A 25,665-nucleotide genomic window follows, 5' to 3' on the forward strand; every position below is an offset into this window, starting at 1 on the left:
GAAATTACCGCACCCGACGCCGCAGAACGCGACGTCGGTCCCCACTCATCCGGGACCTTCGGCTCACGTGGGACTGGTGAGGTTTCGCAAGAGTGGAACCCACGGGTACGCAAATCGCCAACTTAGGAGCTGCGAAGTGACAACCCTGATCGGATCCGCGAGCGACACCGGGATGACCGGGTCGGACCTGCTGCGCGAACTGCTGCCGGTCTGTGAGGCAGAGGTCGAGCGTCATATGAAGATGACCAAGGACTGGCATCCGCACGACTACGTGCCGTGGGACGACGGTCGCAACTTCGCCGCCCTCGGCGGCCTCGACTGGGACCCCGAACAGTCCAAGCTGTCCGAGGTGGCCAAGGCCGCGATGATCACCAACCTGCTCACCGAGGACAACCTGCCGTCCTATCACCGGGTGATCGCCGAGAACTTCACCCTCGACGATGCGTGGGGTTTCTGGGTGGGGCGTTGGACCGCCGAGGAGATGCGGCATTCAACGGTGATGCGTGACTATCTCGTCGTCACGCGCGGCGTGGATCCCGTGGAACTCGAAGAGACCCGCATGCAGCACATGACGCACGGATTCAATCCGCTGCCCGAGGACGACGGTCAGCGCGACCACAGCTTCGACATGCTCTTCGCGGTCAGCTACGTCAGCTTCCAGGAACTCGCGACCCGGGTGAGCCATCGCAACACCGGCAAGGCCTGCGGTGACCCGATCGCCGATCGCATGCTGGCGCGCGTGGCCGCCGACGAGAACCTGCACATGCTCTTCTACCGCAACATCGTCGCCGGCGCGCTCGACCTCGTCCCCGATCAGGCGATGTGTGCGATCTACGGCATCGTGTCGAACTTCCAGATGCCCGGCGCCACCATGCCGAACTTCCGACGCAACGCCGTCCTGATCGCCAAGGGCGGTATCTACGATCTCCCGCAACACCTTTCGGAGGTGGTGATGCCGGTGCTGCGCAAGTGGCGCATCTTTGAGCGCGACGACTTCGGCCCACTCGGCCAGATGTATCGCGACAAGCTCGCCGACTATCTCCAGGAGATGAACGTCAAGGTCGAGAAGTTCGAGCGCGCCCGCGAACGAGCGCTCGAACGCGAGGAGCGCAAGGCCAGGGCCGGCGCATGACGGTGATCGACAACCCGCGGAACCTGTTGGCCGACACCGGCGATGGCTGCGGACAGTGTTGCGGCTCGTGCGACTCGGCGCCGTCGGCGCCCGACGTACCCGACGGCTTCGAGGCGGCCATCGCGATGGCCGAGGCCGCCGCGAGCCACAATCCGACGTGGTGGAACGAGATCCGGGCCCATGCCGCCGATCCGGCGGCGGGGGAGTACTGCAGTTCGGTGTTGCTCGGAGCGCTGCTCGAGGCGTCGGCGCACCGACTCGGTGTGCCGGCCGCCGATGTGTGGGCACACATTCGTCGAACCGGCGAACTTCCCCTGTGACCGATCCCACCGGGTGATCGGCGAGTCCGACGGCGCCGGGCGAGTACTTCTCGCGCACGGAGCGGTCTGAGCGCTGCCGATCGCCGCGCAGTCGGTACGGTTCTTCTCATGTCAGCCGCCGCGCACCCCGGATCGGGCCATCCGCACTATCTGTCGGGCCTGGACCTGATGGGCCGCAAGGTCGTCGTGGTCGGCGGGGGATCGGTCGCCCAGCGACGCCTACCGAATCTGGTGGCGGCGGGCGCGCAGGTGCACGTGGTGGCTCTCGAGCCGACACCCGCCGTCGAATCCTTCGGTGGCATCACCCTGCACCATCGCGCCTATGCCGACGGTGACCTCGACGGCGCCTGGTATGCGATGGCCTGCACCGATGACCCCGACGTGAACGCCGCAGTGGTCGCCGAGGCGGAGCGTCGGCACACGTTCTGCGTGCGCGCCGACGACGCCCGGTTCGGCACCGCGGTGACCCCGGCTTCCGGGCGGCACCGGGACATCCAGTTCGGGGTTCTCGCCGGCGGCGACCACAAGTTGTCGGCGGCACTGCGAGCGGCGATCAGTACGGCGCTGGCCGACGGTGATCTCCGGGTCGAGGAGCCACCGCACCCGCCCGGTGTGGCACTGGTCGGTGGCGGGCCCGGCGACCCCGACCTCATCACGGTCCGCGGACTGCGGTTGTTGATGGCCGCCGACGTCGTGGTCGCCGATCGACTCGCACCGCCGGAACTGCTTGCGGCACTGGGGCCGCAGGTCGAGATCATCGACGCCGCGAAGGTCCCGTACGGACGGGCGATGAAGCAGGAAGCCATCAACGACGTCCTCATCGCCAAGGCCAAGGAGGGCAAGTTCGTCGTCCGGTTCAAAGGTGGCGATCCCTACGTCTACGGTCGCGGCTTCGAGGAATTGCAGGCGTGTGTGGCCGCAGGTGTCCCGGTGACGGTGGTCCCGGGCATCGCGAGTCCCATCTCGGTGCCGTCGGCCGCGGGTATCCCGGTCACCCATCGCGGTGTGACGCACGAGGTGGTCATCGTGTCGGGGCATGTGGCACCCGATCACCCCGACTCGCTGACCGATTGGTCGGCGCTGGCACGACTGCGCGGCACGCTCGTGCTGATGATGGCGGTGGAGCGGGTGGAGAAATTCGCGCAGGCGCTGCTGTCCGGTGGACGTCCCGCCGACACCCCGGTTGCGATGATCGAGAACGGTTCGCTGCCCACCCAACGCGTGCTCCGCACCGATCTCGCGCACGCCGCGCAGACCGCGCAGAGTGAGGGTCTACGCCCGCCGGCGATCGTCGTCATCGGCGACGTCGCGGGCTTCACCGACGCCGATGATGTGCTCGGGTTCGCCTGACATACCGCCGACCGGGTACGTCCCTGTACCACCCGGCAGACACCGATACGTCAACGGGGATTGGCATAGTCGAGCCCGTCAGCGGTAGCGTCGACCGGTATGTCGACATTCTCGGCGTCGAGCGATGCCACCACGGCGCCGTCGGATCAGTACCGGCCGGTGTTCGGTCTGGCGATCCTGGTGCTGTCGGGGATGCAGCTGTTGATGGTGCTCGACGGCACCGTCGCCGCGCTTGCCCTGCCGCGCATCCGCGACAGCCTCTCCCTGAGCGAGTCGTCGGCGAACTGGGTCATCACCAGCTACGTGCTGGCCTTCGGCGGGCTGATGCTGCTCGGTGGCCGCCTCGGCGACGCCTTCGGCCGCAAACGGATGTTCATCCTGGGCGTGGCCGCGTTCACCGCGACCTCCCTGCTGTGCGGGTTGGCCTGGAACGAGGAGAGTCTGGTCATCGGCCGCGCGCTGCAGGGGGCCTCGGCGGCCATCGCCGCACCGACCGCCATGGCGTTGGTCGCCACGACCTTCGCACCCGGGAAGCCGCGGAGCCAGGCCTTTGCCATCTACGCCGCGATGACCGGCGTGGGGTCGGTCGCCGGACTCATCCTGGGCGGTGTACTGACCCAGATCTCCTGGCGCCTGGTGTTCCTGATCAATGTGCCGATCGGACTCGCGGTGGTGGTGGGCGCGCTGTTCGCCCTGCGTGAGTCGCAGGGGGAGCGGATGCCCCTCGACGTTCCCGGTGCGGTGATGGCCACGCTGGGCTGCACCTTGCTGGTGCTCGCGGTCAGCGACGGCCCGAACGGGTGGGACAGGCCCATCGTGGTCGGGTCGTTCATCCTGGGTGGGCTGGCGTTGGTCGCCTTCATCGTCTGGGAGCGCCGCGCGGCGAATCCGATTCTGCCGCTGCGACTGTTCGACAACCGCAGTCGGGTCGCGGCGCTCGGTGCGATCCTGCTGGCCAGCATGATCATGATGTGCATGGCGGTGTTCATCTCGCTGTACCTGCAGGGAATCCTCAAGTACACGCCCATCCAGAGCGGTCTGGCAGTGGTGCCGTTCGCGGTGGGCCTCGGGGTGGCCGCGGCGATCGCCTCCAAACTCGCCCTGATGGTCCAGCCGCGCTGGCTGGTGCTCGTCGGTGGCGCCATCATCCTCGCCGGTTGCCTGTACGCGTCGTCGATCGCCACCGAGATGCCCGGCTACTTCCCGAGCATCGCGATTCCGGTCGTGGTGATCGGCTTCGGTGTCGGCCTCGCCGTCATCCCGCTGACCCTATCGGTGATCGCCGGGGTCGAGCCGACCGAGATCGGCCCGCTCACCGCACTCGCGCAGGTCGCCCAGAATCTCGGCGGTGCCGTCGGGCTCGTGGTGGTCGGTGCGATGGTCACCTCGCGCGCGCTCTCGCAGGGCGGCACCACCGCACCGGTGGAAACGATGAACGCCACCCAACTCGCCGCTCAGGCCGACGGCTACGGGCTGGGATTCGCGTGCTGCGCGGGGATAGCGGTCATTGCGGCCGTCGTCGTGCTGTTCATGCGGTTCACCCCCGAGGAGGTCGCCGAGGGGCAGGCGGCGCAGGAAGCCGCCAACGCCACCCTCGACGTCAACGACGTGAGTTCGAGGCAGTCGTAGCGGTGTTCGTCAGTGCGCCGGGCGCACCGAGATCTTTTGCGGTCCGGTGACGATCAGTTCGACCCCGTGACCGACCAGGCGCAATCGCGACAGTTCGGGGTGCATCACCCACCCGTCGGCGGCATAGGTCAGGCCGGCCCGCAACTCGGTCGGCGACGCACCCTGGCGTGCGGTCCTCGTGCGCACACCATCGACGTCGTGCAGCGCGCCTCCGGTGAAGATCTGTGGCGTCGTCTCGAACCATCGGCCCGAGACGTGAACGTGCTCCCCGTCGATCCTGAGGAAGACATTGCCGCCCAGCGCGGTCGCGACGTGCTCGTCGGACCATCGACGCACCATCCGCAGGCTCGAGCGCGGGCCGTCGTAGATGCCCGGATGCACCGCGTCCATCGTCAACGCGTCGCGGATCTCGTCGGCATCGCGGACCAGGACGAGGGTGGTCATGGGCGGATGATCGGCACCCAGCCACGCGCGATCGCAACTGATCGCCGTGGGCAGATGTGCGCCGAGAGCGGTCCCACCCACGGTGGTCAACACGTCGAGGACGGTCTCTGCGCATTCCGGACCCGGGGTCGGGTCGAAGGTGACGGTATCGGGGGACACGGCGACGTCGATACCCGGCCACCGCTGCACGAAGGCGTCGAGGTTCTCGTGCGCGAACGGTTCGTCGCGCATGTCGCGGGTGCGCGGATCGATATTGCACACGAACATCGGCTCGGACATGACCGCCACTATAGTTAACACGGCAAACGTTAACGCAAATGTGGGCCCTGGTCCGTGATCACCACGATCTCGTCGGCTCGCGCGATCTCCACACGCTGCCCCGCGTCGGCGAGAACCGCGGCGAGCGCATTGACGTCACGCACCGTGCGACGCGTGCGCACCAACTCGCGGGCGATCAGGCCTTTGTAGTGTTTGTTGAAGTGGCTCACCACTTTTCGGCTGCCATCGGCGGCCTCGGTCATCACCGTCGCGGTGATCGCCCCGGACACCGGGCCGAGTTGCTGATAAATCCCCGATCGTAGGTCGACGACGAGGTCGTCGACGGTGTCGAGGGCGCGGGAGAGCTCCGGCTTCCACACCGACGCCAACGTCGGGAGTCCGGGGAGCTTCGAGCCCCCGGAGAGTCGGTAGGCCGGGATCGGATCGGTCGAGCGCACGACGCCGAACAGTGCCGAACCGATCGCGAGCCGGTCGGCGGCCTTGGCCTTGCCCGCGCGCGTCAGCCCACGGTGATCGAGTGCGTCGTAGAGGACGCCGGTGTAGCGCTCGATGGCCGGGCGCGTCGGCGAGTGCCACAGATCGGCGTTGCGGTCGACCTCGGAGAGCTGGGTCTTACCCAGGCCGAGGGCGTCGCGGCTCGCGTCGAGGTCGGCGGACAGCTCGACGAGAATGTCCGCGAGGCGCTTGCGGATGGGGGTGAGCTCGGTGAACCACAGGGCGTCGAGGTTCAGCGGTGGACCGTCGCCACCATCGGATTTCGTCTCGGAGGGCGGCAGGAGGACAAGCACCGCAACACTGTATCGACCGTGCCGGACGGGCCGGGGAAACCGGGTCGCGGGCCCGACTAGACTTTTCCCCCGTGATCACTCGCATGTCGAATCTGTTCCTGCGGACGCTGCGCGACGACCCGGCCGACGCCGAGGTCCCCAGCCACAAGCTGCTGGTCCGCGCCGGCTACGTGCGGCGCGCAGCACCCGGCGTCTACAGCTGGCTGCCGCTGGGACTCCGGGTGCTCAAGGCCGTCGAGCAGGTGGTGCGCGACGAGATGAACAACATCGGTGCCCAGGAGATCCTGCTACCCGCGCTGCTGCCGCGTGACCCCTACGAGGAGACCGGCCGCTGGACCGAGTACGGCGACGCGCTGTTCCGCCTCAAGGACCGCAAGGGCGCCGACATGCTGCTCGGGCCGACCCACGAGGAACTCTTCACCCAGCTGGTCAAGGGGGAGTACTCCTCCTACAAGGATCTGCCGGTCATCCTCTATCAGATCCAGACCAAATACCGCGACGAGGAGCGGCCGCGTGCGGGGATTCTCCGCGGCCGCGAGTTCGTGATGAAGGACTCCTACTCGTTCGACCTCGACGACGACGGGCTCAAGACCAGCTATCACGCCCACCGTGAGGCCTATCAGAAGATCTTCGCGCGTCTCGGGGTGCGCTATGTGATCGTCGCCGCCACCTCCGGCGCGATGGGCGGCAGCGCGTCCGAGGAGTTCCTCGCCGAGAGCGAGGTCGGTGAGGACACCTTCGTCCGATGCCTGGAATCGGGCTACGCCGCCAATGTCGAGGCAGTCATCACGCCTGCGGCGCAACCCATCCCGTTCGACGGGCTGCCACCGGCAAAGGTGTACCGCACGCCCGACACCCCGACCATCGACACCCTGGTGGCGTGGGCCAACGCCAACCTCGAGGGCGCCTTCACCGCCGCGGACACCCTCAAGAACGTGATGGTCAAGGTCCGCGAACCCGGGGGCGACTGGGAGCTTCTCGGTGTGGGGGTTCCCGGGGATCGGGAGGTCGACTTCAAGCGCCTCGAGGCCTCGCTGGAGCCCGCCGAGGTCGAGTTGCTCACCGATGCCGACTTCGCCGCCAACCCGTTCCTCACCAAGGGGTACATCGGGCCGAAGGGATTGGCGGCCAACGGGGTTCGCTTCCTCGTCGATCCGCGCATCGGCGACGGATCGTCGTGGATCACCGGAGCCGACGAACCGAACCATCACGTGGTGGGCTTGGTGGCCGGTCGAGATTTCACGCCGGACGGAACCATCGAGGCCGCCGAGGTGCGTGACGGTGATCCGTCGCCGGACGGCAAGGGCGAGCTGGTGAGTGCCAAGGGTATCGAGATCGGCCACATCTTCCAGCTCGGCCAGAAGTACACCAATGCCTTCGAGGTCGACGTCCTCGGCGAGAACGGCAAGCCCGTGCGCCTGACGATGGGGTCCTACGGTGTCGGTGTGTCACGGCTCGTCGCGGTGCTCGCCGAGCAATGGCATGACGACAAGGGCTTGCGGTGGCCGCGGGCGGTCACACCGTTCGACGTGCACCTGGTCATCGCGAACAAGGATCAGGCGGCGATCGACGGTGCACAGGCACTGGCCGCCGAACTCGACGCCGCGGGCCTCGAAGTGTTGCTCGACGATCGCAAGGCCTCACCGGGGGTCAAGTTCAAGGACGCCGAATTGTTGGGGATGCCGACGGTCGTCGTCGTCGGACGCGGGTACACCAACGGGGTCGTCGAGGTACGTGACCGCTTCTCCGGGGAGTCCGTCGAGGTGGCCGTGGCCGACGCGGCCGACGCCATCACCGCCACCGTCCGCGGCTGAGAGCGCCGGCCCGCCCGCGTGCGTGCGGTGGGTGAGTCCGCGTCGGACGCGGGTCAGCGCTGCCCGGGGAAGGCCACGGTGGTGGGCTTGTCGCCCAAGGCGATTCGCCAATCGGCGGCGCGTAACGCCGACCCGGTGAGCTGGTCGACACCGAGGGTGCGGGCAGAACCGGAATCGGCCTTCTCGAGCACCGAGCGATAGGCGACGGTGCAGTCGACCTCGGCGGCCAGCGCCGCCTTGGCGGCACTCACCGGATCGTTCACGGTCAGCGGCAGGGTGTAGCCCGCAGCCGGTTCCGGTGGCGTACCACCGGCTTTGGTGATGGCGTCGTTGACGGCGTCGCGGGCGGCGCGGTGTGCGGTGAGATTGTCCTCGACCGTCGAGCGGCGGGTCGCCGAGACGAACGCGGTGAGGACGCCGTAGGTGAAGATCGCCGCGTTCTCGGCGTCTGCGGCGTCGGTCAGGGAGTCGGTGGTGGGACTCATGCCAGTTGGACCTCCACGAGAGTTGTCGTCGAGGCGCCGACGGCCCCGGCGAGGCCGGCCGAATACCCCGACAGCGCGATGGCCGCGGCGCGTGCCGCCTTCGCCGAGGAGTTCAGTGACGAGCGCAGCCCTTCCAGCGAGTTCGCCGCCTGGGTGGGCGTCCCGGGCGGTGCGGCACTCGACGTGGCGGTACCCGACGGTTCGATCTGGCCCGTGAGGGTCTGATCGAGTCGGGTGATCTCCTCGCGTAACGCCTGGGCGTGTTGGGCCCGCTGCTCGGCGATCACGCCGAGGGCCGCCGAATAGTCGGTCACCTGCGGGGCGAGGGCCCGCGCCGCGGCCGCGTCGGCCAGCGCCGAGCGTGCGAGAGGCAGCAGTGCCTGTGCGGTGGTCTCGGCGGGATCCGGTCCGCGATCGCACCCCGCGGCCGCGGTGACCGTGACCATCCCGATGCCGGCGACGGCGCTGCCCCGCAGCAGAGTTCGACGGGATACGCCGGCGGACCGGCCGGCCGGTTCACCGGGGTGCGGGAGACTCACCCGACACATGATGCCAGTCGGGTGCGGTGGGACGGCGATCACGGCACGCCCGTCCGCGCGCACTTCGTCGGGCCCGGAGGCGTCCTCTACGATGGACGGGCGCCGACGCAGCCACACGGGCTGCGTGCCACGGGTGAACCGGACAACTGAAGACGAGGGAGACCACGGTGACCATCGACCGGACGAGGGTCCGCGAACTCGTCGGTGAGTTCGTCACCGATCGCGGACTCGACCTCGAGGACGTGATCGTCTCGACCTCCGCGGGCACCGACGAGATCCGGGTGATCGTGGACTCCGACGCCGGCACCGACCTCGACCTGCTCGGTGAGTTGACCCGTGACATCTCCGACGCGCTCGACACCCATGACGATCTCTCCGACGCCCCGTACACACTCGAGGTCACCTCGCCCGGCGTCGGCCGGCCGCTCACCCTGCCGCGGCACTGGCGGCGCGCGCGTGGCCGCAAGGTCGCGATCAGAGGCGTCGACGGCGCGTCGATCGTCGGCCGCATCGGCGCCGTCGACGACGAGACTGTCGAGATCGTCGTCAATCACCGCGGACGGATCGCCGTGGAGTCCGTCCGGCTCGACGCCGTCGACCGTGCCGTCGTCGAGGTCGACTTCTCCCGTCCGAGCGTCGCCGAACTGACCCGGTGCGGACTCGACGACGCGGAGATCGCGCGCCGTCGCGACCCCGGTACCGCAGAATTGTGAGAGATGCGCACGACGGTGAGATGCGCCGACCCGTGCAGGCCCGGGCATCGAGAACGACCATGCGACAAGTGAATACGCCGACAAGTGAATAGGAGTCCACGAGCAATGAACATCGACATCAACGCCCTGCGGATGATCGAGTCCGACAAGGGCATCCCGATCGACACGGTGATCACCGCGATCGAGACGGCACTGTTGACCGCCTACCGCCACACCGACGGGTTCGCCCCGCACGCGCGGATCGACGTGAACCGCAAGACCGGCGCGGTCCGGGTGATGGCGCAAGAACTCGACGAGCACGGTGAGGTCGTCCACGAATACGACGACACCCCGGAGGGGTTCGGGCGAATCGCGGCGACCACCGCCCGGCAGGTGATCCTGCAACGGCTGCGTGACGCGGAGAACGAGAAGAGCTTCGGCGATCTCGTCGCCCACGAGGGTGAGATCGTCGGTGGCGTCGTGCAGCAGGATGCCCGCGCGAACGCCCGCGGCATGGTCGTGGTGCAGATCGGCAACGAGGCCAATGCCACCGAGGGCATCATCCCGTCGGCCGAGCAGGTCCCCGGCGAGACCTACACCCACGGCGACCGCATCAAGTGCTACGTGGTCGGCGTCAGCCGTGGACAGCGCGGACCGCAGATCACCCTGTCGCGCACCCATCCCAATCTCGTGCGCAAGCTGTTCTCCCTGGAGGTCCCGGAGATCGAGGACGGATCGGTGGAGATCGTGGCGGTGGCCCGGGAGGCCGGACACCGATCGAAGATCGCCGTGCACACCGGTGTCAGCGGCCTCAATGCCAAGGGGGCGTGCATCGGGCCGATGGGTCAGCGGGTCCGCAACGTGATGAGTGAGCTCGCGGGGGAGAAGATCGACATCATCGACTTCGACACCGACCCGGCGGTGTTCGTCGGGAATGCGTTGTCACCGGCGAAGGTTGTGTCCGTCGAGGTCGTCGACCTCGCCGCCAAGGCGGCCCGGGTCGTGGTGCCGGATTACCAGTTGTCGCTGGCCATCGGCAAAGAAGGACAGAATGCCCGACTCGCCGCACGGCTGACCGGATGGCGGATCGACATCCGGTCCGATGCAGACGACGCCCGTGCTGCAGGCCCGGGCACGCCCGGCAGCAGCCGATTGTCCTAGTCGCGGCCACTAGCGCTAGACTGAGCGATGGTTCAGCGAAAGCCGTCGACCTCGTCACCCGACGATGGCCGTCGGGGTCGTCCGATTCGGATGTGCATCGGATGTCGGTCTCGTACCGACATCACCGCACTGGTCCGCGTCGTCGCCCGAGAGGGTGCCGACGGACCCACGATCGTCGTCGATCTCGCGAAGACCATGCCGGGACGGGGTGCGTGGTTGCATCCGCGGGAGGACTGTGTGTCCGCCGCGGTGCGGCGGCGAGCGTTCGCCCCGGCGCTGAGGGCGTCGCGTCTCGTCGTGAACCCCGACGACCTCGTAGAAGTGTTCGATGCAGAAGTGATCGGTGCAGCTGCACCATCACCGACCACGGACGACAGCAGGCCCGATACCGGGCCGGAACAGGTAGCAGAAGACATGAGCACACCGTGAAGTCACCACGATGAGCACGTATCGGACGTAATCCGAGGCCGTAGCGGGCAGCCCGCTCGGCCTCCAAGTGAGGAGAGCAGTGGCAGGCAAGGCCCGCGTGCACGAACTGGCCAAGGAACTGGGCGTGACGAGCAAACAGGTGCTCGAGCGACTCAAGGAACAGGGCGAGTTCGTCAAATCCGCGTCGTCGACCGTCGAGGCCCCGGTGGCCCGTCGACTCCGCGAATCATTCCCGAACAAAGACGGCGGTTCGTCGGCGCCCAAGCCCGGCACCAACGGTTCCGCCCCCAAGCCCGGCGCAGGTCCGCGTCCGGGCCCCAAGCCCGGCGGTCCCAAGCCGGCACCGGCAGCGGAGCAGAAGCCCCCGAGCCGTACCGAGCAGACTCGCCCGGCCCCGCAGCCGGCCGCATCATCCCCGGCACCGGCCGCCCCGGCCCCGGCAGCTCCGACGCCCGCCGCCGCACAGGCACCGGCGACGCCCGCTGCCCCGAAGCCGGCAGCTCCGGCGCCTGCGGCCGCCGAGCGCTCCGCGCCCGCACAGCAGCCCGCACCGGCCCAGAAGCCGGGCGGACCGACACCGGGACCGCGTCCCGGTGGCCCGAAACCGGGCCCGCGTGCACCGCGCGTCGGCAACAACCCGTACTCATCGGCGCCCGCGCCGGCACCCCGACCCCCGGCCGGTCGTCCCGGCCCGGGCCAGGGCGGACCCCGCCCCGGTGGCGGTCGCCCCGGTGCCCAGGGTGGCCGACCCGGTCAGGGTGGTCCGCGTCCGGCTCCCGGCCAGGGCGGACCCCGTCCGAGCCCGGGTAACATGCCCCCACGCCCGAATCCGGGTGCGATGCCCAGTCGCGCCGCCCGTCCCGACGCCCGTCCGGGTGGTCGTAGTGGCGGTCCCGGTGGAAACCGGGGTGGCGGCGGCGGTGGATACCGCGGCGGCGGTGGCGGCGCTCCCGGTGGTGCTCCCGCCGGTGGTGGCGGTTTCCGCGGTCGTCCCGGTGGCGGCGGTCGTGGCCGCGGCGGTGCCGCGGGTGCGTTCGGTCGTCCCGGTGGTGCCCCACGCAAGGGCCGCAAGTCGAAGCGGCAGAAGCGTCAGGAATACGACTCGATGCAGGCGCCGGCCGTCGGTGGCGTCCGGCTGCCGCGCGGCAACGGTGAGACCATCCGGCTCGCCCGCGGCGCATCGTTGTCGGACTTCGCCGACAAGATCGACGCCAACCCGGCCTCGCTGGTCCAGGCGCTGTTCAATCTCGGTGAGATGGTCACCGCGACCGAGTCGGTCAACGACGAGACGCTTGAGCTGCTCGGCTCGGAGATGAACTACACCGTCCAGGTGGTCAGCCCCGAGGACGAGGATCGCGAACTCCTCGAGAGCTTCGACCTCAGCTACGGCGAGGACGAGGGCGACGAGGAAGATCTCGAGCAGCGTCCGCCGGTGGTGACCGTCATGGGTCACGTCGATCACGGTAAGACCCGACTGCTCGACACGATCCGTAACGCCAGCGTCCGCGAGGGCGAGGCCGGTGGCATCACCCAGCACATCGGTGCCTACCAGGTCAACACGCACCTCAACGGTGACGACCGGTTGATCACCTTCATCGACACCCCCGGTCACGAGGCGTTCACCGCCATGCGTGCCCGCGGTGCGAAGGCCACCGACATCGCGATCCTGGTGGTCGCGGCCGACGACGGCGTCATGCCGCAGACGGTGGAGGCCATCAACCACGCGCAGGCGGCCGATGTGCCGATCGTGGTGGCGGTCAACAAGATCGACAAGGAAGGCGCCGACCCGCAGAAGATCCGGGGTCAGCTCACCGAGTACGGTCTGATCCCCGAGGAGTACGGCGGCGAGGCGATGTTCGTCGACATCTCTGCCAAGCAGGGCACCAACATCGACGAACTGCTCGAAGCGGTGCTGTTGACCGCGGACGCGTCACTCGACCTGCGGGCCAACCCCGACATGGACGCACAGGGTGTGGCCATCGAGGCCCACCTCGACCGCGGACGTGGACCGGTGGCGACCGTGCTCATCCAGCGCGGCACGCTGCACGTCGGCGATTCCATCGTTGCCGGTGACGCCTACGGTCGTGTGCGTCGCATGGTCGACGAGCACGGCGACGACATCGAGGCGGCGCTGCCGTCGCGGCCGGTGCAGGTCATCGGCTTCACCTCGGTGCCCGGTGCCGGTGACAACCTGCTCGTCGTCGAGGAAGACCGCATCGCGCGTCAGATCGCCGACCGCCGCAATGCGCGCAAGCGCAACGCGCTGGCCGCACGCAGCCGCAAGCGGATCAGCCTCGAGGATCTCGATTCGGCGCTGAAGGAAACCAGCCAGCTGAACCTGATCCTCAAGGGTGACAACTCCGGTACCGTCGAGGCCCTCGAAGAGGCGCTGCTCGGTATCGACATGGGCGACGAGGTCTCGTTGCGGGTCATCGACCGCGGTGTCGGTGGCGTCACCGAGACCAACGTGAACCTGGCGGCCGCCTCGGACGCGATCATCATCGGATTCAACGTCCGAGCGGAGGGCAAGGCGACCGAGCTGGCCAACCGCGAGGGTGTCGACATCCGGTACTACTCGGTGATCTACCAGGCGATCGACGAGATCGAGAGCGCGCTCAAGGGCATGCTCAAGCCGATCTACGAAGAGGTGGAGCTCGGCCGCGCCGAGATCCGCGCGATCTTCAAGTCGTCGAAGGTCGGCAACATCGCCGGCTGTCTGGTGCAGTCGGGCATCGTGCGTCGCAACGCCAAGGCACGTCTGCTGCGTGACAACGTGGTCGTCGCGGAGAACCTCACCATCGCCTCGCTCAAGCGGGAGAAGGACGATGCCACCGAGGTTCGCGAAGGCTACGAATGTGGTCTCACACTGACGTACAGCGACATCAAGGTCGATGACGTCATCGAGTCCTATGAGTTGCAGGAGAAGCCGCGCGACTGACGCGTATCACTCTCGAGTGCTCCCCTTCCGCGAGTGTGCCGCGCAGGCACCGCGCGGGAGGGGAGCGCCTTTCGATCCCTTCGGGAAGGACAATCATGGCCGATCCGGCACGAGCACAACGGCTGGCCAAGCGGATCTCGTCGATCGTCGCCTCGGCGATCGCCCACGACATCAAGGACCCACGGCTGGCCCATGTGACGATCACCGACGCGCGCGTCACCGGCGACCTGCACGACGCGACGCTCTTCTACACGGTGATGGGCGAGACCCTGGACACCGAGCCGGACTACGAGGCCGCCGCGGCCGGTCTGGCGAAGGCCACCGGAGTCCTGCGGTCCAAGGTCGGTGCGGGCACCGGGGTGCGTTTCACCCCGACGCTCACCTTCGTCCTCGACACCGTCCCCGACGCCGCCCGGCACATGGAGGAGTTGGTGGCGCGAGCGCGGGCGAGTGATGAACTCGTTGCGCGGCGTGCCGCCGAGGCCAGACCGGCCGGTGAGGCCGACCCGTACCGTGCGCCCGGTCACGACGACGATGGTGATCCCGACCGTGATGATGAGGACGGCGATCAGGCGTGACCGCAGCGTCGAGTGCGGCGATCGCGCAGACCATCCGACGGGTCGCCGACGACGAGGGCCCGGTGACCATCCTGTGTCACGTCCGACCCGACGCCGACACCATCGGCAGCGGGTTGGCGCTCGGGTTGGCGCTCGATCGGCTCGGGGTGGACGTGGAGGTCGCTCATCCCGGTCCGGAGTCACTCCCGGTGGCTTTCGCCGATCTGCCCGGGCACAAGTTGCTCGTCGACTCGGCAGCCCTGCGAGGCAGTCGGCTGGTGGTGTCGGTTGACGCCGCGAGCCGCACGCGGCTCGGTGAGCTCGAGTCGCTCTTCGCCGACGCCGAGACCACGGTTGTCATCGATCACCACGCGTCGAACCCCGGTTTCGGCGACCTCGACTTCGTCGACCCGCACGCCGACTGCACCGCGGTGCTCGTCCTGCGTGTGCTCGACGACCTCGGCGTCGACCTCGACGAGGACATCGCGACCTGTCTCTATGCGGGTTTGATCACCGACACCGGCTCGTTCCGCTGGGCACGGCCGGAGTCGTTCCGGGTGGCTGCCCGGCTCGCCGACGCCGGCGTGGACTCCCGGACCTGGAGTCGCCGGCTGCTCGACACGCATCCGTTCGGCTGGCTGGGCATGGTCTCGGAGATCCTCGCCACCGCGACGCTCGACCGAACTGCCTGTGGCGGTGAGGGATTGGTGTACGCCGTGGTGAACCATCGGGCGTTGGCCGGGATGAGCTGGGAAGAATCGGAGAGCGTCATCGACATCGTCCGGACCACTGCCGAAGCCGAGGTCGCCGCGGTGTTCAAGGAGATCGACGCCGGTGAGTGGACGGTGTCGTTGCGTTCCAAGAGCACCGTCGACCTGGTTCCCATCGCCCGTACCCATGGCGGCGGCGGACATCGCCACGCCTCGGGCTACAGCGACTCGGGTACGGCCGACGAGGTGATCGGTCGCCTCAGGCAATCCCTGTGACCGAACGCAACGCCCCCGAGCCCGCAAACCCCGAGGGGTCGGAACCGGATGCCGGCGGGCTCGATGCCGGTGTGCGTCGGGTCGGCATCCTGACCGTCTCGGCTCTCGCGGTACTGATCGCGCCCCCGCTGTATCTGCTGTTGGATCTCGCAGTGGTCGGTCGGTTGGGCGGCGACGAGCTGGCCGCGCTGGCCGTGGCGACTCTGGTGCTGTCGATCATCAGCACCCAACTGACGTTCTTGTCCTATGGCACCACCGCCCGCTCGGCGCGCAGGTACGGTGCCGGTGATCGGCCGGGCGCGATCGCCGAGGGCGTACAGGCGAGTTGGATAGCGCTGGCCGTGGGACTGGTGATCATCGCCGTCGCCTGGCCGGTCGCGCCGTACGTGATGTCGGCGCTGGTGGGCGACGCCTCGGCGTCGTCGGCGGTCGTGGCCACCGATGCGACGCAGTGGGTGCGGGTCGCGGTGTTCGGTGTGCCCCTCATCCTGTTGTCGATGGCCGGCAACGGCTGGATGCGCGGGGTTCAGGAGACACGTCGACCCATCATCTATGTGGTTGTCGGGCTGGCGATCTCGGCAGTGCTCGTCGTCGGTCTCGTCCACGGACTGTGGTTCTTCCCGCGACTGGGCATCGTCGGCAGCGCGGTCGCCAACGTGATCGGACAATCGATCACCGGGCTGCTGTTCGCCGCGCGCGTGGTGCGTGAGCAACTGGTGAGCGTGCGGTCTTCGGCTGCCGAGGAGTCGGGCAGTGTGTTCGCGGCCTTCGCACCGAATCGCCCGATGATCGCAGCGCAGCTGGTGATGGCCCGCGACCTCATCGTGCGCAGTCTGTCGTTCCAGATCTGTTTCATCTCCGCGGCGGCGGTGGCCGCCCGATTCGGTGTCGCGCAGGTGGCCGCACACCAATTGGTGCTTCAGCTCTGGGAATTCATGTCGCTGTTCCTCGATTCGGTGGCCATTGCCGCCCAGGCCCTAGTCGGGGCAGCACTGGGCGCGGGATCGGTGACCATTGCGCGCTCGGTCGCCCGGCGGGTGACCTTGGTCTCGGTGATCGCCGCCGCGGTGATGGCCGCGGTGTTCGCGGCGGGCGCGACGACGCTACCCAAGGTGTTCACCTCCGACTCGGCGGTGCTCGACGCGATCGGGGTGCCCTGGTGGTTCTTCGTGGCGATGCTGCCGATCGCCGGCGTGGTGTTCGCCCTCGACGGTGTACTGCTCGGCAGCGGCGACGCCGCCTTCTTGCGCACGGCGACCCTCGTCGCCGCACTCGTCGGCTTCCTCCCGCTGATCTGGATGTCGCTGATCTTCGAGTGGGGACTCGCCGGCGTGTGGAGTGGACTGGTGGTGTTCATGATCGCCCGGCTGATCGCGGTGTGCCTGCGTATCGCCTCGGGACGCTGGCATCGCGTGGGCGCGACGACGCCGGCCGGCAGCCGGGTCGATCAGGTGCCCGCCGGAGGCTGACTGGGCGGCTGACCTGGCCACGCCTGCGGTGGCGGGGTGGGCCAGGCCGGCGGTGGCTGAGAGGGCCATACAGGCTGCTGCCCGGCAGGCCACGATGGCGGCCCGGATGTGGCCGGTGACGAGGGTGGCCACGGTGCTGGGCCGCCCTGGGTTCCCCACGCGGCGGTCGGGCCGGCGGAGGTCGGGGTAGGCCGATCACGTCGAAGGGCGAGACCTATGGCGTCGCATGCCCACACAACGAGGACTCCCGCGATGACGAACGCTGCCTGGATCGACACGTTGGCAAACCACCACCACGTCAGGGAATCGATGTGGACGTTGAGCCACCTGATATTCGCCATGTGATTGGCGAGCACCCATGTCCCGATGCACACGACCCCGGCCACCGGGATCACACCGATCCACGCATACGGCGTGGATCGGCGGGCGATGCTCCACCCGCCGATGGTGCCGATCAAGAACGTTGCGGCGACGATGTTCCATATCACGCTGTACCAATCGTGCGTGTTGATCCAGATGCCGTAGGGCGGTGCGGTCAGTGCGTGACTGATGGCCAGCAGGACGAAGGCGAACACGGCGCCGAGTATGCCGCGTACGAGGGTCCGTCCCCAGGGCACGAGTATGACGACGAAGAGCAGGTAGATCACCGTCCACGCGATGAAGTTCGCCCAAGAACCGGTGAAATTGCGGTGGGTGACGATGAGGATCACCAGCGACAGACCCCACAGGAGGACGGTGATCGCCGCACTGATCAGCACTCGCACCCACCACGGGCCGCGCCCGCCGGGCATCCGCGAACCGACGGCCGGCGCCGGCGCTGCGGGGGCCGCGGGAGGGTAGGGATAACTCATGGTCGGCATCATGGCATGTCGTCGCCGCATCCGCGCGTGCCGGGCGCCGCCGGACATCAGACCGCATGGCACGATGGATCCTCGTGGCTACTCTCTGGGCGATCAGCGATCTGCACGTCGCACATCGGGGCAACGAGCACATCCTCGACCAGATCCGGCCGAAGACGTCGGACGACTGGTTGATCGTGGCCGGTGATGTCTCCGAACGCACCGATGACATCGTCGAGACCCTGCGCCGGCTGCGCGCTCGTTTCCACACCGTCGTGTGGGTTCCGGGCAACCACGAGCTCTACACGACGGCCAAGGATCCGCTGCAGGTGTTCGGGGTGGCTCGCTACGACTATCTCGTGCAAGCGTGCCGGGACATGGGGATCGTGACGCCCGAGGACATCTATCCGTTGTTCGATCCCGGTGACGGCTCTGCGCCGGTACGGGTGGTCCCGATGTTCCTGCTCTACGACTACACCTTTCGGCCCGAGGGCACCTCGACCGCCTTGGCGGCATTGGCACTGGCACGGGAACGCAATGTGGTCGCCACGGACGAATTCTTGCTGTCCCCGGAGCCTTTCCCGACCCGCGACGCGTGGGGGCGTGCCCGCGTGGCGGCCACCCGGGCACGGCTGGAGGCGCTCGACCCGACCGAGCGGACGATCCTGATCAATCACTGGCCGTTGCGGCGGGAACCGACCGACACCCTGATGTATCCGGAGTTCGCGCTGTGGTGTGGCACCACCGAGACCGCTGACTGGCACACCCGGTTCAACGCTGCCTGTTGCGTGTACGGGCATCTGCACATCCCGCGGACCACCTTCTACGACCTCGTGCGGTTCGAGGAGGTGTCGGTCGGCTACCCGCGCGAATGGAAACGCCGCGGGCTGCCCGAACCGTTGCTGCGCCAGATCGCACCGGATCCCGGTCTGCGCGAGGAGGATCTGCCGCCGCACGGCGCGCGATTCGAGCTGCCGCCCGACTACGAGCGTCGCGCCGAGGAGTTCGCCCGGCGGCTCGAACAGCGTCGCGCCGAACAGGCCGCCCGTCGTGCCGAACGGTCGACGAACGACACCCGGAGGGACCAACCGTGATCGAGAAGTTGTTGCCCAGTGGGGTGGCCTCGGCGGAATCCTTCGGTGACCCACCGGATCTCACCCCGCTGCCGGGGGAGGAGTCACTGATCTCGCGGGCCGTGGAGAAGCGCCGACGCGAATTCACCACCGCACGCCACTGCGCTCGTCAGGCGTTGGGACAGCTCGGTATCGAGCCGGTCGCGATCATGCGGGGCGAACGCGGAATGCCGCTGTGGCCCGAGCAGGTGGTCGGTAGCCTCACCCACTGCGACGGGTACCGGGCGGCGACGGTCGCCTACGCGATGGCGGTGCGCTCACTCGGCATCGACGCCGAACCGCACGACGCCTTGCCCGACGGCGTCCTCGACCACACCAGCCTCCCCGCCGAACGTCAGGTACTCGCCGACCGTCCCGACACGCTGCACTGGGACCGATTGTTGTTCTGCGCCAAGGAGGCAACCTACAAGGCGTGGTTCCCGCTGACCCAGCGGTGGCTGGGTTTCGAGGACGCGCACATCACCGTCGAGCAGGACCGAGGTGCCGAGGTCCCCATGGGCACCTTCATCTCTCGCATCCTGATCGACGGCCGGACCGTCGACGGTGGCAGTCCGCTCTCGGAGTTCCACGGCCGGTGGATGGTCGATCGCGGCCTCATCGTCACCGTGATCGCGGTGCTCTGATGGCCGACGCCTCCATCGAGAACGCCGGCCTCGTCATCGTCGACAAGGCGGCCGGCATCACCAGCCACGACGTGGTCTCGCGGTGCCGCAAGATCTTCAATACGCGCCGCGTCGGACACGCAGGCACTCTGGACCCGATGGCGACCGGCGTTCTCGTCATCGGCGTGGAACGGGCCACCAAACTCCTGGGACTGTTGTCGCTGACCACCAAGTCGTACACGGCGACGATCCGTCTCGGGGCGGCCACCGACACCGATGACCGCGAGGGTCGGATCATCAGTCGCGGGGCGGTGTCGGCGATCTGCGATGACGAGATCACCCGTGCGGTCGCCGATCTCACCGGCGACATCTCGCAGGTCCCGGCCAAGGTCAGTGCGATCAAGGTCGACGGGCGACGCGCGCATGCGTTGGCCCGCACAGGTGCCGAGTTCGATCTCGCCGCGCGTCCGGTGAGGGTCTCACGATTCGAGATCAGGGCGATCCGGCGGCCCGAGGACGACGGCGGCGAAGCCGGCTTCCTCGATCTCGACGTCGAGGTCGACTGTTCGGCCGGCACCTACATCCGTTCCCTGGCACGCGATCTCGGCGATGCTCTCGGCTCCGGCGGCCACCTGACCGCCCTGCGGCGCACCGCGGTGGGGCCGTTCACCCTGGAGCACGCCCGAACCCTCGACGTCCTCGCCGAGACCCCCGAGTTGTCACTGACGATCGACCAGGCGGCACTGTTGTCGTTCCCACGTCGCGACATCGACGACGACGAAGCCGAGTCGATCAGTCAGGGACGGTGGCTCGTTCCGTTGGGCCTCAAAGGAATTCACGTCGGCGTCGATCCGCGCGGGCAGGCCATCGCACTGATCGAGGAGAAGGGCAGGCGCGCCAGCTCGGTGATGGTGGTACGACCGGCGACGCTGCGCTGATACCGGCACCGTGGGCGAGTTCAGCTGCGCCGCAACTCAGCTCGCGGTCACCAGGAAAATCGCGCGTGCGGCGATGTCGCCGAGATCGATCGGCGTGCCGTCGTTGACGCTGATCGCAATGGTGCCGGCGAACGGCCGCTTCTCGACGACGGTCACCGTGCAGTCGAGTGCGACACCCATCTGATCGAAGTAGCGCAACATCTCCGGATCGGTGTCGGAGATCCGCGCGACGGTTCCGGAGTCGCCGACGTCGAGGTCGGCGAGTGAATCGGCGTCCGGGGTGGGTACCGCACCGTCGACCGAGGGGATGGGGTCGCCGTGCGGATCCCGGCTCGGGTAACCGAGTTTGGCGTCCAGGCGTGCCATCAGACGGTCGGACACGGCGTGTTCGAGGACTTCGGCCTCGTCGTGCACCTCGTCCCAGCCGTAACCGAGTTCACGCACCAGGAACGTCTCGAGCAGCCGGTGTCGGCGCACCATCAGGATCGCCGCGGTGCGGCCCTCATCGGTGAGAGTGACCGCGCCGTAACGCTCGTGGGAGACAAGACCCTGATCGGCGAGCTTGCGGATCGATTCCGAGGCGGTGGAGGCCGACACCCCCATCTTGTCGGCGAGCAGTTTGGTGGTGACCTTCACATCTGCCCACTCCTGCGAGGTCCAGATGACCTTCAGATAGTCCTGGGTCACGGTCGACAGCGTGGTCACCGCAGGCGGCGATTCGCTGTCCCCGGCGGCGGGGGACAGTCCTCTGTTGGGCATGGTGCTCAGCTTATGTGTCGATCCCTCCCGACGCGAAGAAGCGCGGTCGCCGGCACGGGTGGCGGGTGCGAAGTCCGGTGGCGACACCCGAGGTTCACGGTGTTCGTGGACGGCGGTCACCGGAGGTTCACACAGCCCGGGCGGTGCTGGTACGGCGCGGCCGGTGGCCGTAGTGTTGTCGGCGTGTTGCGTTGGAGAGGTCTGGAGGACGTCCCCGCGGATTGGGGTCGGTGTGTGGTCACGATCGGTGTCTTCGACGGCGTTCACCGCGGCCACGCGGAGTTGATCGGCGCCGCGACGAAGGCCGCCCGCGAACGTGGCGTACCCGCGGTGCTGATGACGTTCGACCCGCATCCCGCCGAGGTCGTGCGTGCGGGCACCCATCCGCCGCAACTGACCACCCTGACGCGGCGGGCCGAACTCGCCGAGCAACTGGGTATCGACGTGTTCTGTGTGATGCCGTTCACCCCCGAACTCGCCGCGCGGACCCCGAAGGACTTCGCCCACGACGTGCTCGTGGAACGCCTGCACGCCGCCGACGTCGTCGTCGGAGCCAACTTCACGTTCGGCAAGAAGGCCGCCGGCGACGTCGCCAAACTCACCGAGCTCGGCGCCAAGTTCGGGTTCGAGGTGCAGGCGGTGTCACTGTTCGGCGAACATGCCGTCACCTACTCCTCGACCTACATCCGGTCGTGTGTGGCCGCCGGGGACGTCGAGCGGGCGACGGAGGCGCTCGGCCGCCCGCACCGGGTGGAGGGAGTGGTCGTCCGCGGCGACGGGCGGGGGCGTGAATTGGGTTATCCCACAGCCAATGTCGCACCGCCGATGCATGCGGCGATCCCGGCCGACGGGGTGTATGCCGCGTGGTTCACCGTGCTCGGGGCCGGTCCGGTGGTCGGCCAGGTGATCCCCGGCGAGCGGTACGAGGCCGCGGTGTCGGTGGGCACCAACCCCACCTTCTCCGGGCGGACCCGCACGGTCGAGGCCTTCGTCCTCGACACCAGCGCCGACCTGTACGGTCAGCACGTCGCCGTCGACTTCGTCAGCCACATCCGCCCGATGGAGCAGTTCGACAGCATCGACGGACTGCTCGAGGCGATGGCCGACGACGTGGAGAAGACGCGCGCCATTCTCGCCGCGTCCGATCAGTGAGCGACGTGCGCGGCGATTTGGGTGCCGGGGTTGCCCGCTGGTAAATTGGCGGATCGGCGTTGCTGCAGTCCGCGGTGGCGCGCCGCCCCGCACCGGCCCCGGTGGGCTCGGTCGGGAAATGACATTGTCGCGGTACTGAGAAACAGGAGTATCTCCATGGCACTGACTGCTGCCGAGAAGAAAGAAATCCTCGGCCAGTACGGTCTGCACGAGACCGATACCGGCTCGCCCGAGGCGCAGGTCGCGCTGCTGACCAAGCGCATCACCGACCTCACCGAGCACCTCAAGGAGCACAAGCACGATCACCACAGCCGCCGTGGGCTGCTGTTGCTGGTCGGCCGCCGTCGTCGTCTCCTGAAGTACGTCGCCAAGGTCGACATCGAGCGCTACCGCTCGCTCATCGAGCGCCTCGGCCTGCGTCGCTGACCTCCCCGTCGCGTCGAGGTCATCAGACATCACGAGAACCGGTCACCCTCGTTGGGGGGTGGCCGGTTCTTGTCGTGTCAATGGTCGTCGTGTCAATGGACTTTGTCGTGTCAATGATAAGGTGGCCTCGGAACGCCGCCGTGACGTGCGAGTCCACGGAAGTGATGAAGAGTCAGATCGGTCCTCGGTAGTGGCCGCCGGAACACGAGGTTCCGGCCGCTTCGATCGAAGGCCGTCTGAGCAACAACGGGTGCGCATACGAGCGCGCCGATCACCTCCCGCCGACGATCTCACCCACGCGTGTTCCGGGCTTGCCGCCCACGCGGACACCGACACGAGCAGCCGAGCATGATCGCCGTGTCGTCGCGCCGCGGGCAGCCCCTATCCGCATAGAGAAGGCCGCCGGAAATCGCGGCCACCCACGGCCGCCGGATGCGGCCGCAACGAAGGGATCAACACCCCACATGTCCGATGTGACCACCACCGAGGATTTCGCCGACTACGACGAAACCATCACCGAGGCCACCGCCGTCATCGACAACGGCAGCTTCGGTACCCGCACCATCCGCTTCGAGACCGGACGCCTCGCCCTGCAGGCCGCCGGCTCGGTGACCGCCTACCTCGACGACGAGACCATGCTCCTGTCGACCACCGCGGCGTCCAAACACCCCAAGGAACACTTCGACTTCTTCCCGCTCACCGTCGACGTCGAGGAGCGGATGTACGCCGCCGGGCGTATCCCCGGCTCGTTCTTCCGCCGCGAGGGCCGTCCGTCCACCGATGCGATCCTGACCTGCCGGCTGATCGACCGTCCGCTGCGCCCGTCTTTCGTCGACGGTCTGCGTAACGAGATCCAGGTCGTGGTGACCGTGCTCTCGCTCGATCCCAAGGACCTCTACGACGTCGTCGCGATCAACGCCGCGTCGGCCTCCACCCAGCTCGCCGGGCTGCCCTTCTCCGGTCCCGTCGGCGGCGTGCGCGTCGCCCTCGTCCCGACCGAGGAGAACAAGGCAGGCCAGTGGGTCGCGTTCCCGACCGCCGAGCAGCTCGAGGGCGCGGTGTTCGACATGGTCGTCGCCGGTCGCATCGTTTCCGGCGAGGGTGATTCCGCCGACGTCGCGATCATGATGGTCGAGGCCGAGGCCACCGAGAACGTCATCGAGATCATCGCCGGTGGCGCTCAGGCGCCGACCGAGGCGATCGTCGCCGAGGGCCTCGAGGCCGCCAAGCCGTTCATCGCTCGCCTCTGTGAGGCGCAGAAGTCCCTCGCGGCGGCCGCCGCCAAGGAGACCGGCCAGTTCCCGCTGTTCCCGCCGTACGAGTCCGACGTCTTCGACGCCGTGTCGGCCGCCGCGAGCGAGAAGCTCGCTGCGGTCCTCTCGATCGCCGGCAAGCAGGAGCGCGACGACAAGACCGACGAGCTCAAGGAACAGATCCTCACCCAGCTCGCCGAGCAGTTCGAGGGCCGGGAGAAAGAAATCGGCGCGGCGTTCCGTTCGGTGACCAAAAAGCTTGTGCGCCAGCGCATCCTGACCGATCACTTCCGTATCGACGGACGCGGCATCACCGACATCCGCTCGCTCTCGGCCGAGGTCGCGGTGATCCCGCGGGCCCACGGCAGCGCCCTGTTCGAGCGCGGCGAGACCCAGATCCTGGGCGTCACCACCCTCGACATGGTCAAGATGGCCCAGCAGATCGACTCGCTGACCCCCGAGACCTCCAAGCGCTACATGCACCACTACAACTTCCCGCCGTACTCGACCGGTGAGACCGGTCGCGTCGGGTCGCCGAAGCGTCGCGAGATCGGCCACGGTGCGCTCGCCGAACGTGCGCTGGTGCCGGTGATCCCGAGCGTCGAGGAATTCCCGTACGCGATCCGCCAGGTCTCCGAGGCATTGAGCTCCAACGGCTCGACCTCGATGGGCTCGGTGTGTGCCTCCACCATGTCGTTGCTCAATGCCGGTGTGCCGCTGCGCGCCCCGGTCGCCGGCATCGCCATGGGTCTGGTGTCCGACACCATCGACGGCGAAACCCGTTACGTTGCACTGACCGACATCCTCGGCGCCGAGGATGCCTTCGGCGACATGGACTTCAAGGTCGCGGGCACCAAGGACTTCGTGACCGCGCTGCAGCTCGACACCAAGCTCGACGGCATCCCCAGCCAGGTTCTCGCCGGTGCGTTGACCCAGGCCAAGGACGCCCGGTTGACCATCCTCGACGTGATGGCCGAGGCGATCGACGAGCCCGATGAGATGAGCCCGTACGCGCCGCGGATCACCACCATCAAGATCCCGATGGACAAGATCGGTGAACTGATCGGCCCCAAGGGCAAGACGATCAACACCATCACCGAGGAGACCGGCGCCAACATCTCCATCGAGGACGACGGCACCGTGTTCATCGGTGCGTCCGACGGCGAGTCGGCACAGGCTGCGATCGACCGCGTCAACGCGATCGCCAATCCGCAGCTGCCCAAGGTGGGCGAGCGGTTCCTCGGCACCGTGGTCAAGACCACCGCGTTCGGTGCCTTCGTGTCGCTGCTGCCCGGCCGCGACGGCCTCGTGCACATCTCCAAGCTCGGTAAGGGCAAGCGCATCAACAAGGTCGAGGACGTGGTGAACGTCGGCTCCAAGTTGCAGGTGGAGATCGCCGACATCGACGAGCGCGGCAAGATCAGCCTCATCCCCGTCGACGACGACGCCAAGGCCGCACCGGCCGAGGAGAAGGCCTCCGCCGACGCCTGATCGTCGACTCGGTTCCCCGGCCCGTTCCCGCTTCGGCGGGGGCGGGCCGGTGTCGTCGGT

24 protein-coding genes and 1 pseudogene are annotated in these 25,665 nt (G+C 68.1%); 19 read left to right on the plus strand and 6 right to left on the minus strand.

Annotated elements, in window-relative coordinates; genetic code table 11:
• Positions 1 to 136: 136 nt before the first annotated feature.
• From GOPIP_RS18810 to GOPIP_RS18825, 4 genes are all read left to right on the plus strand, one after another.
• Positions 137 to 1,132: an acyl-ACP desaturase gene (locus tag GOPIP_RS18810; RefSeq protein ID WP_006371353.1), complete on the plus strand. Its 996-nt coding sequence runs from the start codon at positions 137 to 139 to the stop codon at positions 1,130 to 1,132.
• Positions 1,129 to 1,452: a hypothetical protein gene (locus tag GOPIP_RS18815; RefSeq protein WP_006371354.1), complete on the plus strand. Its 324-nt coding sequence runs from the start codon at positions 1,129 to 1,131 to the stop codon at positions 1,450 to 1,452. The genes GOPIP_RS18810 and GOPIP_RS18815 overlap by 4 nt, the downstream gene beginning before the upstream one ends.
• A 108-nt stretch (positions 1,453 to 1,560) precedes the next feature.
• Positions 1,561 to 2,802 carry a uroporphyrinogen-III C-methyltransferase gene (gene cobA, locus GOPIP_RS18820; RefSeq protein ID WP_006371355.1) on the plus strand — a complete coding sequence of 414 codons (1,242 nt, stop codon included), beginning with the start codon at positions 1,561 to 1,563 and terminating at the stop codon, positions 2,800 to 2,802.
• A gap of 99 nt (positions 2,803 to 2,901) precedes the next feature.
• Positions 2,902 to 4,431 (plus strand): DHA2 family efflux MFS transporter permease subunit, encoded by a 1,530-nt coding sequence (locus GOPIP_RS18825; RefSeq protein WP_006371356.1) that lies wholly within the window; start codon positions 2,902 to 2,904, stop codon positions 4,429 to 4,431.
• A 9-nt stretch (positions 4,432 to 4,440) separates the two neighbouring features.
• On the opposite strand, the gene GOPIP_RS18830 is transcribed toward GOPIP_RS18825, so the two are convergent.
• Entirely contained in the window at positions 4,441 to 5,154 is a 714-nt protein-coding gene (locus GOPIP_RS18830) for a hypothetical protein (protein WP_006371357.1), read from the minus strand.
• 29 nt (positions 5,155 to 5,183) lie between these two features.
• Complete coding sequence (gene yaaA, locus GOPIP_RS18835; RefSeq protein WP_006371358.1) at positions 5,184 to 5,942, minus strand: peroxide stress protein YaaA; 759 nt, start codon at positions 5,940 to 5,942, stop codon at positions 5,184 to 5,186.
• Between the two features lie 83 nt (positions 5,943 to 6,025).
• Here yaaA and GOPIP_RS18840 point away from each other — a divergent pair, with 83 nt between their 5' ends.
• Positions 6,026 to 7,756, plus strand: a complete 1,731-nt coding sequence (locus GOPIP_RS18840; RefSeq protein WP_006371359.1) for a proline--tRNA ligase — start codon at positions 6,026 to 6,028, stop codon at positions 7,754 to 7,756.
• A 53-nt stretch (positions 7,757 to 7,809) separates the two neighbouring features.
• On the opposite strand, the gene GOPIP_RS18845 is transcribed toward GOPIP_RS18840, so the two are convergent.
• Positions 7,810 to 8,241 carry a ferritin-like domain-containing protein gene (locus GOPIP_RS18845; RefSeq protein ID WP_006371360.1) on the minus strand — a complete coding sequence of 144 codons (432 nt, stop codon included), beginning with the start codon at positions 8,239 to 8,241 and terminating at the stop codon, positions 7,810 to 7,812.
• Positions 8,238 to 8,789: a hypothetical protein gene (locus tag GOPIP_RS18850; protein ID WP_210739316.1), complete on the minus strand. Its 552-nt coding sequence runs from the start codon at positions 8,787 to 8,789 to the stop codon at positions 8,238 to 8,240. Before GOPIP_RS18850 ends, GOPIP_RS18845 begins: the two co-directional genes overlap by 4 nt.
• 158 nt (positions 8,790 to 8,947) lie before the next feature.
• Between GOPIP_RS18850 and rimP the strand changes: the two genes are divergently transcribed.
• The 8 genes and pseudogenes from rimP to GOPIP_RS18890 all read left to right on the plus strand — a co-directional run bounded on the left by rimP (position 8,948) and on the right by GOPIP_RS18890 (position 17,012).
• The gene (gene rimP, locus GOPIP_RS18855) at positions 8,948 to 9,493 is read left to right on the plus strand and encodes a ribosome maturation factor RimP (protein WP_006371362.1); all 546 of its coding nucleotides are present in this window, start codon (positions 8,948 to 8,950) and stop codon (positions 9,491 to 9,493) included.
• Between the two features lie 105 nt (positions 9,494 to 9,598).
• Entirely contained in the window at positions 9,599 to 10,633 is a 1,035-nt protein-coding gene (gene nusA / locus GOPIP_RS18860; RefSeq protein WP_006371363.1) for a transcription termination factor NusA, read from the plus strand.
• A gap of 90 nt (positions 10,634 to 10,723) precedes the next feature.
• A pseudogene (locus GOPIP_RS29545) lies at positions 10,724 to 10,909 on the plus strand (YlxR family protein); the annotation flags it as partial.
• 21 nt (positions 10,910 to 10,930) lie between these two features.
• The gene (locus GOPIP_RS29730) at positions 10,931 to 11,062 is read left to right on the plus strand and encodes a hypothetical protein (RefSeq protein WP_265078092.1); all 132 of its coding nucleotides are present in this window, start codon (positions 10,931 to 10,933) and stop codon (positions 11,060 to 11,062) included.
• 79 nt (positions 11,063 to 11,141) lie between these two features.
• A complete protein-coding gene (gene infB / locus GOPIP_RS28035) occupies positions 11,142 to 14,000 on the plus strand; it encodes a translation initiation factor IF-2 (RefSeq protein ID WP_006371365.1) in 2,859 nt (952 codons plus the stop codon).
• A 95-nt stretch (positions 14,001 to 14,095) separates the two neighbouring features.
• Positions 14,096 to 14,578, plus strand: coding sequence for a 30S ribosome-binding factor RbfA (rbfA, locus tag GOPIP_RS18880; RefSeq protein ID WP_006371366.1), 483 nt, complete (start codon positions 14,096 to 14,098; stop codon positions 14,576 to 14,578).
• Positions 14,575 to 15,543 carry a DHH family phosphoesterase gene (locus GOPIP_RS18885; protein WP_006371367.1) on the plus strand — a complete coding sequence of 323 codons (969 nt, stop codon included), beginning with the start codon at positions 14,575 to 14,577 and terminating at the stop codon, positions 15,541 to 15,543. Before rbfA ends, GOPIP_RS18885 begins: the two co-directional genes overlap by 4 nt.
• A complete protein-coding gene (locus GOPIP_RS18890) occupies positions 15,540 to 17,012 on the plus strand; it encodes an MATE family efflux transporter (protein ID WP_006371368.1) in 1,473 nt (490 codons plus the stop codon). The genes GOPIP_RS18885 and GOPIP_RS18890 overlap by 4 nt, the downstream gene beginning before the upstream one ends.
• Here GOPIP_RS18890 and GOPIP_RS18895 read toward each other — a convergent pair.
• Positions 16,991 to 17,863 (minus strand): hypothetical protein, encoded by an 873-nt coding sequence (locus GOPIP_RS18895; RefSeq protein WP_006371369.1) that lies wholly within the window; start codon positions 17,861 to 17,863, stop codon positions 16,991 to 16,993. The two genes, GOPIP_RS18890 and GOPIP_RS18895, sit on opposite strands and share 22 nt — an antisense overlap.
• Before the next feature lie 83 nt (positions 17,864 to 17,946).
• On the opposite strand from GOPIP_RS18895, the gene GOPIP_RS18900 reads away from it, so the two are divergent.
• From GOPIP_RS18900 to truB, 3 genes are read left to right on the plus strand one after another with little or no spacing between them, the layout of a single operon-like run.
• A complete protein-coding gene (locus tag GOPIP_RS18900) occupies positions 17,947 to 18,945 on the plus strand; it encodes a metallophosphoesterase (RefSeq protein ID WP_014359789.1) in 999 nt (332 codons plus the stop codon).
• On the plus strand, positions 18,942 to 19,607 hold the full coding sequence (locus tag GOPIP_RS18905; protein ID WP_006371371.1) for a 4'-phosphopantetheinyl transferase family protein: 666 nt from the start codon (positions 18,942 to 18,944) through the stop codon (positions 19,605 to 19,607). Before GOPIP_RS18900 ends, GOPIP_RS18905 begins: the two co-directional genes overlap by 4 nt.
• Entirely contained in the window at positions 19,607 to 20,524 is a 918-nt protein-coding gene (gene truB, locus GOPIP_RS18910; protein WP_006371372.1) for a tRNA pseudouridine(55) synthase TruB, read from the plus strand. Before GOPIP_RS18905 ends, truB begins: the two co-directional genes overlap by 1 nt.
• 36 nt (positions 20,525 to 20,560) lie before the next feature.
• Here truB and GOPIP_RS18915 read toward each other — a convergent pair whose 3' ends face one another.
• Positions 20,561 to 21,283 carry a metal-dependent transcriptional regulator gene (locus GOPIP_RS18915; protein WP_006371373.1) on the minus strand — a complete coding sequence of 241 codons (723 nt, stop codon included), beginning with the start codon at positions 21,281 to 21,283 and terminating at the stop codon, positions 20,561 to 20,563.
• 183 nt (positions 21,284 to 21,466) lie between these two features.
• Between GOPIP_RS18915 and GOPIP_RS18920 the strand changes: the two genes are divergently transcribed.
• The 3 genes from GOPIP_RS18920 to GOPIP_RS18930 all read left to right on the plus strand — a co-directional run bounded on the left by GOPIP_RS18920 (position 21,467) and on the right by GOPIP_RS18930 (position 25,605).
• The gene (locus tag GOPIP_RS18920) at positions 21,467 to 22,435 is read left to right on the plus strand and encodes a bifunctional riboflavin kinase/FAD synthetase (RefSeq protein ID WP_014359791.1); all 969 of its coding nucleotides are present in this window, start codon (positions 21,467 to 21,469) and stop codon (positions 22,433 to 22,435) included.
• 156 nt (positions 22,436 to 22,591) lie between these two features.
• Entirely contained in the window at positions 22,592 to 22,861 is a 270-nt protein-coding gene (gene rpsO, locus GOPIP_RS18925; protein WP_006371375.1) for a 30S ribosomal protein S15, read from the plus strand.
• Between the two features lie 464 nt (positions 22,862 to 23,325).
• Entirely contained in the window at positions 23,326 to 25,605 is a 2,280-nt protein-coding gene (locus GOPIP_RS18930) for a polyribonucleotide nucleotidyltransferase (RefSeq protein ID WP_006371376.1), read from the plus strand.
• The last annotated feature ends 60 nt before the right edge of the window (positions 25,606 to 25,665 follow it).

Origin of the sequence: Gordonia polyisoprenivorans NBRC 16320 = JCM 10675 (assembly GCF_000241325.1) — a bacterium.
In the GTDB taxonomy this organism is placed as follows: Bacteria; Actinomycetota; Actinomycetes; order Mycobacteriales; family Mycobacteriaceae; genus Gordonia; species Gordonia polyisoprenivorans.